Origin of the sequence: Microcoleus sp. PH2017_09_SFU_O_A (genome assembly GCF_020738625.1) — a bacterium.
Lineage (GTDB): Bacteria > Cyanobacteriota > Cyanobacteriia > Cyanobacteriales > Microcoleaceae > Microcoleus.
The window spans coordinates 68839-79291 of record NZ_JAEQCF010000032.1 but is presented as its reverse complement, the minus strand read 5'-3'; the positions used below and the strand labels follow the sequence as shown (position 1 = coordinate 79291).

General features: G+C 44.7%; 13 protein-coding genes and 1 pseudogene. 6 read left to right on the top strand and 8 right to left on the bottom strand.

Going from position 1 to position 10453, the window contains the following annotated elements:
- Positions 1-131: 131 nt before the first annotated feature.
- The 8 genes and pseudogenes from JGK16_RS14110 to rpaB all read right to left on the bottom strand — a co-directional run.
- Positions 132-452 (bottom strand): annotated as a pseudogene (locus JGK16_RS14110) (cation-translocating P-type ATPase C-terminal domain-containing protein); the annotation flags it as partial.
- Between the two features lie 142 nt (positions 453-594).
- Positions 595-1860: a transposase gene (locus JGK16_RS14105; protein WP_293180293.1), complete on the bottom strand. Its 1266-nt coding sequence runs from the start codon at positions 1858-1860 to the stop codon at positions 595-597.
- 99 nt (positions 1861-1959) lie between these two features.
- On the bottom strand, positions 1960-2922 hold the full coding sequence (locus JGK16_RS14100) for a cation-transporting P-type ATPase (protein ID WP_293193675.1): 963 nt from the start codon (positions 2920-2922) through the stop codon (positions 1960-1962).
- 53 nt (positions 2923-2975) lie between these two features.
- Positions 2976-3431 carry a pyridoxamine 5'-phosphate oxidase family protein gene (locus JGK16_RS14095; protein WP_293180300.1) on the bottom strand — a complete coding sequence of 152 codons (456 nt, stop codon included), beginning with the start codon at positions 3429-3431 and terminating at the stop codon, positions 2976-2978.
- Positions 3432-3683: 252 nt separating this feature from the next.
- Entirely contained in the window at positions 3684-3830 is a 147-nt protein-coding gene (locus JGK16_RS14090) for a hypothetical protein (RefSeq protein WP_293180303.1), read from the bottom strand.
- Positions 3831-3971: 141 nt separating this feature from the next.
- Positions 3972-4613, bottom strand: a complete 642-nt coding sequence (locus tag JGK16_RS14085; RefSeq protein WP_293180306.1) for a cofactor assembly of complex C subunit B — start codon at positions 4611-4613, stop codon at positions 3972-3974.
- 167 nt (positions 4614-4780) lie between these two features.
- Entirely contained in the window at positions 4781-4906 is a 126-nt protein-coding gene (locus JGK16_RS14080; RefSeq protein ID WP_293180309.1) for a hypothetical protein, read from the bottom strand.
- Positions 4903-5634, bottom strand: coding sequence for a response regulator transcription factor RpaB (gene rpaB, locus JGK16_RS14075; RefSeq protein WP_071587789.1), 732 nt, complete (start codon positions 5632-5634; stop codon positions 4903-4905). Before rpaB ends, JGK16_RS14080 begins: the two co-directional genes overlap by 4 nt.
- A 164-nt stretch (positions 5635-5798) precedes the next feature.
- Here rpaB and radA point away from each other — a divergent pair, with 164 nt between their 5' ends.
- The 6 genes from radA (at position 5799) to JGK16_RS14045 (ending at position 10310) form a co-directional block, all read left to right on the top strand.
- Positions 5799-7355, top strand: coding sequence for a DNA repair protein RadA (gene radA, locus JGK16_RS14070; protein WP_293180312.1), 1557 nt, complete (start codon positions 5799-5801; stop codon positions 7353-7355).
- A gap of 45 nt (positions 7356-7400) precedes the next feature.
- Positions 7401-7631 (top strand): type II toxin-antitoxin system prevent-host-death family antitoxin, encoded by a 231-nt coding sequence (locus JGK16_RS14065; RefSeq protein ID WP_293180315.1) that lies wholly within the window; start codon positions 7401-7403, stop codon positions 7629-7631.
- A 113-nt stretch (positions 7632-7744) separates the two neighbouring features.
- Entirely contained in the window at positions 7745-8122 is a 378-nt protein-coding gene (locus JGK16_RS14060; protein ID WP_293180318.1) for a hypothetical protein, read from the top strand.
- Positions 8123-8656: a hypothetical protein gene (locus JGK16_RS14055; protein WP_293180321.1), complete on the top strand. Its 534-nt coding sequence runs from the start codon at positions 8123-8125 to the stop codon at positions 8654-8656.
- Between the two features lie 386 nt (positions 8657-9042).
- Complete coding sequence (locus JGK16_RS14050; protein WP_293193677.1) at positions 9043-9897, top strand: TIGR02587 family membrane protein; 855 nt, start codon at positions 9043-9045, stop codon at positions 9895-9897.
- Positions 9894-10310 (top strand): TIGR02588 family protein, encoded by a 417-nt coding sequence (locus tag JGK16_RS14045; protein WP_293180327.1) that lies wholly within the window; start codon positions 9894-9896, stop codon positions 10308-10310. The genes JGK16_RS14050 and JGK16_RS14045 overlap by 4 nt, the downstream gene beginning before the upstream one ends.
- Positions 10311-10453: the final 143 nt, after the last annotated feature.

Here is a 10453-nt window from a genome sequence, read left to right as displayed (position 1 = left end):
ACAGGCATCTTGCCTGTTCCTAATTGTCAGCAACAGGCAAGATGCCTGTTCCACAAGAAATTCACTCTTTAGTGAAACAGGCATCTTGCCTGTTCCTAAACAAGTAATTGAGAATGGTGCAAAATGTGAGTTCAAACTGGCTTCTTCACAAGAACCTCAATCTTTTTAGCTGAACTGTAAACAATTTTCTTTCGTATTTCATCAGCGATTAGTATTAATGGTGGGCAGACGATTAGCAGCGACCATTGCCAGGTCGATAGCGGTGCAGTCGCAAAGACTTTTTGTAAAGGTGGGAAATAGATAATAGATAGAATCAGTACGCACTCAACCGCAATTCCTAACCAGATTAAAGGGTTGCTAAAGAAGCCCAAGCGAAAAATTGAAGTGCGCTCACTGCGGCAGGCGAAAACGTTTCCAATTTGGCAGGCTACGATCGCCGCCAGCATCATAGTTGTGGCTTGATGTTGACACTCTCAGCGCTGAAGCGACTGAGATTCTTAAGACATTGCGGTCTTAATATCCTGATTGCTCAGGTTCCCAAACTCAGCACGTTTGCTCATAGAGGGTGCTGATATCTTTTGGGCGTTTAGGTGTTCAACACCAGGTTTCGCGTCCTGGCCCACGTACCATTCTCAAAGCTCGATCTCTGATAGTTTTTGCAGCACCAATATCGGCGTGTTCGTGATATCCACATTCCACACAGATAAACTTTTCTTCATCTCTATTTTCCTGGTCGATATGACCGCAATTTCTGCATTCTTGGCTAGAGTGCTTAGGATTAACTTTAATTACGATTTTTCCTTGCTTTGCAGCCAGATACTCAATCTTTAATCCTAAATCGCCCCAGCCTGCATCGGAGATAGCACGATTCAATCCCTTTTTCCTGGATTGCCCATTCTTCAGAAACCTCCCAGTTTTCTCATCACTTTTTACCTTGCATCGGCGCATCATCCCAGAGATATTCAAATCTTCTAAGGCGATTGCATCAATGCTTCTAGATACAATCTTATTCGCAGTTTTCCATTGATACGCTTGGCGTTTATCACCAATTTTTTGATGAAATCTGCTAACTTTGATAGCTGCTTTTTTGCGGTTTTTACTGCCTTTTGTTTTGCGGCTAACCCGTCTCTGTCTAATTTTCAGAGTACGTTTAGCTTTTTTGTTGGTTGAAAATCTAGGGTTCTCAATTTGGTAGCCATCAGAAAGATGAACCAGTTTAGTGAGTCCTAAGTCGCAACCGATTACTTTGGGATTGTTACCGAGAGCTTTGGGGCTGTATTCAGGTACAGACTTATCTTCTATTCTCACGGAAACATACCAATCATTCTGTCGTTTCCTAACTGTGCAAGCCTTGATGGTAAAACCACTTGGGATTGAGCGAGAGTTGTGAAACCGCATCCATCCCAGTTTAGGTAAGTAGATTTTATTGCCCTTAATTTTCACCCCCATCGCATAAGTAAAAGATGTAAAATTACTGCGGTTCTTGAATTTAGGAAAACCCCTACCTTCAAAGAAGTTTTTGTAGGCAATGTCTAAGCGTTTAACATTCTGTTGTAAAACTGTTGAGTCTATTCTACTATACCAAGGTCTAGCCATTTTTAACTCAGGTAATGCTGTAATCTGAATGTCACCAGCACTTCGACGAGGATTTCGACGCTTACCTTCAAAGTCAAACTTAGAATCTTTCCAAGGATTTCCGGTTGCGCCACTTTTACTTACGAAGCAGGTCAATGGTGAAGCTTCGCTTTTTGTTCTGATGTCACAGTAGTTACCCTGGATAAACTGCTGATTGTACTGACAGATTCTGTCATTCAAGCACCAATTATACTGGCTTCGCAGCATATCTATCCAATCCGACATTTTTGATGATTGTGTTTGATTGGGTCGCAACTTATAAACATAGTTTGTTAGCAATCTGGTTCACCTCCTTAGTTTGTATTTTAACGTCTTTCTCTGCTTTCAAGTGTTAAGAATTAAGAAAAATTCACGGCGGTTGAAACCACCCGTGCCGCTTACATCGAGCGGGCTGAAGCCTCTGAGTTTTCCGCTTGCCGAATGTTTTTTTATAAATGCCACAATAATCCCGATCGCAAAAATGAAGCTTTCCTTGAGTTCCATACCCACCAACAGGTTAGTCAGCAGAAACACCACAACACCCAGCCCAAGGGCGATCGCCGTGATGACGTGCACCACGCTGTTGATTTGAACTTCCAGGGTGCTGGGTTCTCGTTTCACCGTTGTAGTGAGATGGGCAACCTGACCAAACTCGGTCTGAGTTCCTGTAGCGTACACGACCGCTAATCCACGCCCTGCCGCAACGGTAGAACCCGCAAAAACCAGATTGCTTGATTCGGAGGCACGCATCTTTTCAGTGGCTACAGGTTCCGCCGATCGGGCAACCGGCAGCGATTCTCCAGTCAGCACCGAGACATCGACATAACAAGACTGGGCCGAAACCAGTCTGGCATCAGCAGAGATGCGATCGCCCTCTTCCAACTGCATGACATCTCCCGGCACCATCTCCCTAACCGAAATCTCACCTAGCTTCCCATCTCGATAGACTTTGGCTCGCGCGGGCAACATTTTATTGAGTGCTGTTAACGCTTGTTCTGCCTGGAATTCTTGCCAAAAACTGAAACCGGCATTAATCCAGATCACAGCCCAGACTGCCCAGCCGAGTTCTGGTGTACCGGAGACAAAAGCCAGTCCACCTGCAACCCAGAGCAAGAGTGCCATGAAATGAGTCAACTGATCGGTGAAGCGGAGTAATAGCGATCGCTTCGCTGGTTCGGGCAGTTCATTAAACCCGTAATGCTTAATTCTGATTGCTGTTTCTGCTTCTGAAAGTCCCTTTTGGGAAGTTGAAAGAGTTTCGTAGACTTGCTGAGTTGATAGTGTCCAAATAGGCGAATGAGATGCCATAAAAAGTCAACAAGTTGCCTCATAAGTTTGCTGCACGGTTGACAAGAGTGCTCCTATGGCTTCTTACTGCTGACTCCATCAGTGGTGCGCCCGCTGATTTCAGTTTCGTGGACGCGGTAAATTGCGATCGCCTCGGAACGTCCCTGACTATCAATCCAAGTGCGATTGATCGCAGGTGATAGCATGGGATTGCGCTCTTTGACGAGGTGCATTACTCGATCGAGATCTGCTTGCTCAGTCACGCGCAAAGCTCGACCATTGACAATAACACTGCGCCAATGAAGAGGCTCGCGTATTTCTTCAACCTGCAAACAAATTTCGGGATTCGCATCAAGATCGTGAGTCTTCATGCCGATCGTGGTAAACAGGTAAATGTCATCTGCTTCGAGATAATAATTCATGGGTATCACGTAGGGCTTGCCTTCGTGGATGCAGCCCAGATGACCGTATCCTACTGTGTGTAGGAGTTCGTGTATTTCTTTTGAACTCATTTCATCAATATCTAACATTACTATTTTCCTAAAGTTTTAGTTAATTAGTAGTATTCAATAGAAATAGTCCACGGTTTACATCTGTCATTAGATATAGTCGAGATCCTCACAAATCTTCTGCCCGCTTAGGAACGCAAATTAAATAATTTACACTCTTGAAAGTGGGATAGGCCAGAAGAACCCGTCCTTTCTGTACGGGTTCTCCTGCCCATCCCACAAGAATCATTAAATTGTAAGTTATTTAATTCTCATTACTTAATGGCTGCTTTTTTACCCACTGCTACGCTCGCTACAACTAAACAAGCTGTACCGAGGGCGATCGGCTCCGCCTGTTTCACCAAGCAAAATAGCCGAAGCCAGCAGGGTAAAAAATGGTTGCAACAACTGAATTTGACCTACCCCTGCAACTCCACCCATCGCCATCTCGTGATAGAATGTGCGTCAGAAAATAGCTTTTCCATGATTGAGACAATAACGTATTCTGACGCACCCTACGACTGTCTCTAGCCGAAGCTGCGGACACCAAAACCCTACCAACTAAAATCTAAAATCTAAAATCTAAAATTGGTTGAGGGTATTTTCTAGTTTTTCGGCAATGCCTTCAACCCAATTTTCATCTTGCTTGGTATAGCTGCGCGGCGCGTTAGCACCTAATATTAATACGCCTTGAGTGCCGATCGGCTGACAGATCACTCCTTGGGTATTTTCTGGCAAATAGTCGAATTCGATTTTGCCGGGATAAATATCGAGCTTTACTAAATAAACTGGTTTGTTTTTGTCGAGCACTCGCTGCAATATTGGCCCTGGCTTGACTTCGGGATTGATGCCTAAGATGCCGCGCCTCAATAAGACTTTTCCTTGATATACAATGACGATCGCCCTTGTGGCCGTATTTGTCAACAGCAAACGCGACGCCCAGGCTAATTCTAGCTTGACGGCATCGGGCAAATCCGGCGCCAGCTCGAAGCCTTCAGAGCCGGTAAGCTGTACCGAATCGGGCGATCGCGCTTGCACCTGTTGCCACAGCAAACCTGTTAAAATCAGCAGGGCGCTGATAATTACTCCCAAAACGTCCGATCGAGTTTGAGAGTCTGTAATTTGCTCTGTCAGTAAGCGGTTGACCACCAGCAGCGTACCTGCTAACCCTCCCGCAACTAAGGGTAATTGCCGCAATACTTTATTTGGATCAGATTTTGTCATTGGTCAGTTGATAGTTGACAGTTGACAGTTGATAGTTGACAGTTGATGGTTGATAGTTGTCATTTAGGCTTTGATGCACTCGCTCACCAAGAAACCGGGTTTTTAACCGAGATTGAGGGTTTTAACCAGTATTTTGGTTGAAAAACCCGGTTTCTGGATACCTATGCTTAAGTTTTATAAGGAGTAGTTGATAATTTAACAACTGCCAATTGCCAACTGCCAACTGCCAACTGCCAACTGTCAACTGCCAACTGCCAACTGTCAACTGCCAACTGCCAACTGTCAACTGTCAACCGACTTCGCCAATTTCGACAATGCGCTGGAATAGATAGCCGGTGCCGCGGGCGGTGAGAATTAATTCAGGATTGCTGGGGTCGTCTTCCAACTTTGCCCTCAGCCGGGAGATGTGAACGTCCACAACGCGGGTGTCTACGTGGCGTTCTGGCGTGTATCCCCAAACTTCTTGCAAAATTTCCGATCGCGAAAAAGGCTCTCCAGAACGGCTGACAAGCAGCTCTAACAAGCTGAATTCCATGCCTGTGAGCCGAATTCGTTCGTCGCCTTTATAAACTTGGCGCTTGTTGGTGTCAATCCTAATATTAGTTACGTGGATGACTCCAGAACTGGGAATGCCTGAAGCGCCGTTTTTGTCAACCCGGCGCAGTACCGAACGGATGCGGGCTTCGAGCTCTTTGGGAGAGAAAGGTTTGACGACGTAATCGTCGGCGCCCAATTCTAAACCGGTGATGCGATCGGCTACGTCTCCCAAAGCGGTTAGCATGATGATGGGTACGTCTGATTCTTTGCGTAACTCCTGACACACGCCGTAACCGTCGAGCTTCGGCATCATCACGTCCAAAACTACTAAGTCGGGTTCGGTGTTGCGAAATGTTTCGAGAGCTTCTTCACCGTCAGCAGCGGTGACGACATCGTAGCCAATCATGGAAAGGCGAGTCTCCAGAATGCGCCGGATACTGGCTTCGTCATCGACTACCAGAATTTTTTCTTTATGATTTTCCAAGTTACCGAGCACTCCTTAAGTTACATTTCAGATAATCTTAATTTTTTGTACCCTATCATAGAATATACAGATTGAATCGTGTATGGCGATCGGTCTGAAAGCTTGATAATTGCTTTAACTCAGACTTTTCTAAATGTTAGGGTGACTATTTATCATAGTAAACAATGCCTAAGCCTCGAATACAATATATTTGTCGGGAATGTGGGTATGATTCACCACAATATTTTGGCAGGTGTCCTAGCTGTCACAAGTGGGATTCTTTTGACGAGCAGTTAGAACCACATACTGCTGGTGGGCCACGGGCTGGTTTGACTGGGGTGACAACTAAGTCAGTGGGCGGTTCGCCTCCTGATAAGTCGAAGGGTCAACCAAAGGTATCTTTTAGATTATCGCAGATTTCCGACCAAACTCAGTCTCGCTGGCCTTCTGGCTATGGGGAACTCGATCGAGTTTTGGGAGGTGGGATTGTTCCGGGTTCGCTGGTGTTGATTGGCGGGGAACCGGGAATCGGGAAATCGACGCTGCTATTACAGATGGCGAATATGTTGGCGCGCAAGGATAGAATACTCTATGTTAGTGCGGAGGAGTCTGGTCAGCAAGTAAAATTGCGATCGCAGCGTTTGGGCGTGGCTAATCCGGTTAATTTGTCAAGCAATGGCGGAAATATATCTGATAGCAATGGGGAGGCTAAAACGGATTCCCAGGACAATTCAGCGGAGAATTTCTACTTGCTTCCAGAGACGGATTTAGAAGTTGTTTTGCGGGAGTTGGAAGCGCTGAAACCGAATGTGGCGGTGATTGATAGCATCCAAACTATTTATTTTGCTAATTTAACATCGGCTCCGGGTTCGGTAGCTCAGGTACGGGAATGTACGTCTGCTTTGATGCAGGTTGCAAAAAGGGAAAATATTACTTTATTCTTGGTTGGTCACGTTACTAAGGATGGATCTTTGGCGGGGCCGAGGGTTTTGGAGCATTTGGTAGATACTGTACTGTATTTTGAGGGCGATCGCTTTGCTTCTCATCGCCTTTTGCGATCGATGAAAAACCGTTTTGGCGCGACTCACGAAATCGGTGTTTTTGAAATGGTAGCCAATGGTTTGCGAGAAGTAGATAATCCGTCGGAGTTGTTTTTAGGCAATAAAGATGAATTTTCTCCGGGTACTTCGACGACGGTTGCTTGCGAGGGAACTCGACCGATTTTAGTGGAGATTCAGGCGTTAGTCAGCCCTGCAAGTTTTGGTGCGCCACGCCGTTCTACTACTGGTGTGGATAGTAGTAGATTGCAGCAAATTTTGGCTGTTTTGGAGAAAAGGGTGGGGATTCCTTTGTCTAAATTGGATGTGATTGTGGCGTCGGTAGGCGGGTTGAAGGTGGAGGAACCGGCGGCGGATTTGGGGGTGGCGATCGCAGTTGTGGCCAGTTTTCGCGATCGGGTAATTGATGCGCGCACAGTTTTGCTCGGAGAAGTCGGTTTGGGAGGACAAGTGCGGCCGGTGTCGCAATTAGAGTTACGGCTAAGGGAAGCGGCGAAATTGGGTTTCAAAAGGGCGATTATTCCTAAGAATCAATCCGTGCCAGATTTGGGGATGGAAATTATTCCGGTGGCTAGAGTGATAGATGCAATTATTGCAGCGATTCCGGCTACTCCTGCTCAGTTGCAGTCGGATGATATGGAAGTACAATCTGTTGATTTGGAGGAAGAGGATTTATCGAATTGAGTTAGAATGGTGATGTTGTAAATTGATATTAAGGAGGCACAAGTTATGTATCAAGTAGACATTGTTGAGGCTAAAGAAAAACTTCTGGAATTAATCGAAGCGGCGATGAGAGGTGAAGAAGTTGCCATTAGTAAAGATAATCAGCCTGTTGTAAAATTGGTAGTAATTCCCAAACAAGCTAAACCCAATCGGCAAGCAGGGAGTGCTAAAGGAATGGTTTGGATGTCCGATGATTTTGACGAACCTCTAGAAGAATTTAAGGAGTACAGATCATGAGGCTGTTGTTCAACACTCATGCCTAAACACGATCAAAAGAAAAAAAATATCGTTGTTTAGCAACAAACATTATGAGACGATTGCGAATAACCACACTTATTCAAGTCATAGTTATGGCAATCGTAACACTCTATCACGGTACAGATATTGAGAGTGCATTGGATATTTTGAATAACGGGTTAAATGGCGATCGCTTGCTAGTTTTGCAAACTCAGCCTGTACAATTAGGTCAAGGTTGGTACGCTGCGTTAGATCCAGAAGTAGCCTGGTTCTTTGCTGCCCTATCACCAGGTTTAGACGATTTAGGCTGCACAGTTATTGAAATGTCTTTGCCTGTGGTAGAATTAAACTATCTGCTGGATAGAGGAGAAGCTAGAATTGAGCCAATTGCCAATGTGATGTTCTCCGCACAGCAAATATGGTTTTCAATTAATGCCTTTGATTTTTTAAATGAAAAAGCTGACTTTCAACCTTGCCAGGAAGCAGGATAAATGAAAAACAATTACACCATGAACGATTTAAAAATTCGTTCTACAAATCGTACAACTACAGATAATGGCATTACTGCACATACTCATACTGTGTTGTTTGAGCGTCTGCTGACAGTTGAAGAACAGGAACAATTCACACAAATATTAAATAGTGTTTGCGAAACATTTGATTCATCACAAGGTTTAGATAATAAGTTTTTAGCTAATCCTCAAGTGACATTCACTGATCCTAACCAGGTACATTATACAGTGAATCAGCGCATTTTTGCAGGTTCGTGGAAGGATGAACTATTTGCTAGGTTAGTTGCATTTAGTCAGGAAGTTGCTAGTATTGCTGAACATGATGGAAATCCTGTCTTTAGCAAACTAACAAAGTTAAAGCAACTGCAAAAGTGGGCACAGTCACAGATTGACAATACTGCCCAACCTGAAGTTAGACCTGATATTGCAATTACAGTGTTGCAGTTAATTGATGAAGTTGAAAGGTTGCAGAATCAAGTTAAGCAAATAGAAACTAAATCACAAACTGCATAATGTTGTAAAAAACCAGATATAACAATCACGAAAGCCTACGAGTTTCCAGCAAAAGTCACAGAGGGCGGGAAAATAGAATTTCCCGATACCATCTTAAAATACTTAGCAGCTAACCAAGAAGTCAGAGTTATTGTTCTGGTGAAAGAAACAACTGATACAGAAGAGGAAAATTCTGCTATATTGGTTTGTAGTGAGGACTTTAGTCCGCATCCATTCCGAGGACTAAAGTCCTCACTACAAACCTTTTTTATTGCGCGTAATCGGACATGACATAATATAAAATCTCTGTCCCGGGTTAGAGAAAGAATACCATAAATATTGTATTATAGAGAATGTTTAAAAAATAGTTAATTTCCCAATTTTTAGAGGCGCGTTTTCACTCAAATATGAACAAGTCAAAAAGACGTAAAAATCAGTGGTCAAATGAACTAAACGATATCATTCGAGGTGCATCTGGCGGATTTTTGTTCGGGATTCCGCTGCTGTATACGATGGAGGTTTGGTGGATCGGTTCCTCTACTAAACCAGCGCAAATGTCGATCGCCATTATAACTACTTTTATCGTCGTTTTCTTGCTGACTCGCACTGAAGGCTTTCGCAAAACTAAGGACATCCGGTGGCGGGATGCTGCAATCGATACCGTAGAAGCGATCGCGATTGGCATTGTCTGCGCCGCTGTTATCCTGTTTTTGCTCCGGGAAATTACGCCGGAGACTCCGCTGCAAGAAGCTTTGGGGAAAATCATTTTTGAAGGCTTGCCCTTTGCCTTGGGAGTGGCCCTGGCAAGCGGTTTCTTGAGTGGCGATCGCTATCAAAGCTCAGACAGCGACAGCGAACCGATGATTAATCCCACTTTAGCAGATATCGGTGCTACTTTAATTGGCGCGATGATAATTGCTTTCAACATCGCCCCAACTGACGAAATTCCCATGCTAGCGGCAGCTATTTCGCCACCTTGGCAATTAGCAATTATCGCCGCTTCGCTGCTAATTTCCTACGGTATTGTATTCGCAGCCGACTTTACTTCTCAAGCAAAACGCCAGCAGCAGCGAGGAATTTTTCAGCGTCCCCTCAGCGAAACTGTGATGGCGTATTTAGTATCGCTGGTGGCTTCTGCATTTATGTTGTTTTTCTTCCACAAACTCAGCTTTGACGACCCTTGGTCTGTTTGGTTGGGCTATACGTTAGTATTGGGATTGCCGGCGACTGTTGGCGGCGCGGCGGGGAGGTTGGCGGTATGAGTGACAGTAATGCCGAAAGTAAAATGGAACAACCGGAAAAAAGAACTTTTGCTGAATGGGTAACATTTGCGATCGCCTGTTCGATCCTGTCTACCATCACCGGACTCGTACTTTACAACTGGGTGACTAAAAAACAGGAACCTCCTGTGATTTCTGTGACTCGCAACGAGCCAATTCGCGCCACCAAAGGGCAATTTTACGTACCGTTTAAAGTTACTAACACGGGCGGCGAAACGGCAGAATCAGTGCAAGTTGTAGCGGAACTGCGCGTCAAGGGCGAAGTCTTGGAATCTGGAGATCAGCAAATTGATTTTTTGTCAAGCGGTGAAACTAAAGAAGGAGCTTTTATCTTCAGCCGCAACCCCAGTCAAGGTGAATTGATTGTGCGATCGAGCAGTTATCAATTGCCTTAAAAAAGCTCAGATTCGGGAGTTTCAATATATCAAAAGTCAATTGATATAGCGGTTCTCAGAAAGATGAGGTACGTTGTTGGGCTTCAGCCCTCTTGGTTTCAGTGGTTATATAACCTGTCAGTCATACCTCACCTTTTTGAGAA

What these genes read in the sequence shown, in the direction of transcription:
- JGK16_RS14105 (WP_293180293.1), bottom strand. Translation starts at nt 1,860, where the DNA reads ATGTCGGATTGGATAGATATGCTGCGAAGCCAGTATAATTGGTGCTTG.
- JGK16_RS14100 (WP_293193675.1), bottom strand. Translation starts at nt 2,922, where the DNA reads ATGGCATCTCATTCGCCTATTTGGACACTATCAACTCAGCAAGTCTAC.
- JGK16_RS14095 (WP_293180300.1), bottom strand. Translation starts at nt 3,431, where the DNA reads ATGTTAGATATTGATGAAATGAGTTCAAAAGAAATACACGAACTCCTA.
- JGK16_RS14090 (WP_293180303.1), bottom strand. Translation starts at nt 3,830, where the DNA reads ATGGGTGGAGTTGCAGGGGTAGGTCAAATTCAGTTGTTGCAACCATTT.
- JGK16_RS14085 (WP_293180306.1), bottom strand. Translation starts at nt 4,613, where the DNA reads ATGACAAAATCTGATCCAAATAAAGTATTGCGGCAATTACCCTTAGTT.
- radA (WP_293180312.1), top strand. Translation starts at nt 5,799, where the DNA reads ATGCCTAAGCCTCGAATACAATATATTTGTCGGGAATGTGGGTATGAT.
- JGK16_RS14065 (WP_293180315.1), top strand. Translation starts at nt 7,401, where the DNA reads ATGTATCAAGTAGACATTGTTGAGGCTAAAGAAAAACTTCTGGAATTA.
- JGK16_RS14060 (WP_293180318.1), top strand. Translation starts at nt 7,745, where the DNA reads ATGGCAATCGTAACACTCTATCACGGTACAGATATTGAGAGTGCATTG.
- JGK16_RS14055 (WP_293180321.1), top strand. Translation starts at nt 8,123, where the DNA reads ATGAAAAACAATTACACCATGAACGATTTAAAAATTCGTTCTACAAAT.
- JGK16_RS14050 (WP_293193677.1), top strand. Translation starts at nt 9,043, where the DNA reads ATGAACAAGTCAAAAAGACGTAAAAATCAGTGGTCAAATGAACTAAAC.
- JGK16_RS14045 (WP_293180327.1), top strand. Translation starts at nt 9,894, where the DNA reads ATGAGTGACAGTAATGCCGAAAGTAAAATGGAACAACCGGAAAAAAGA.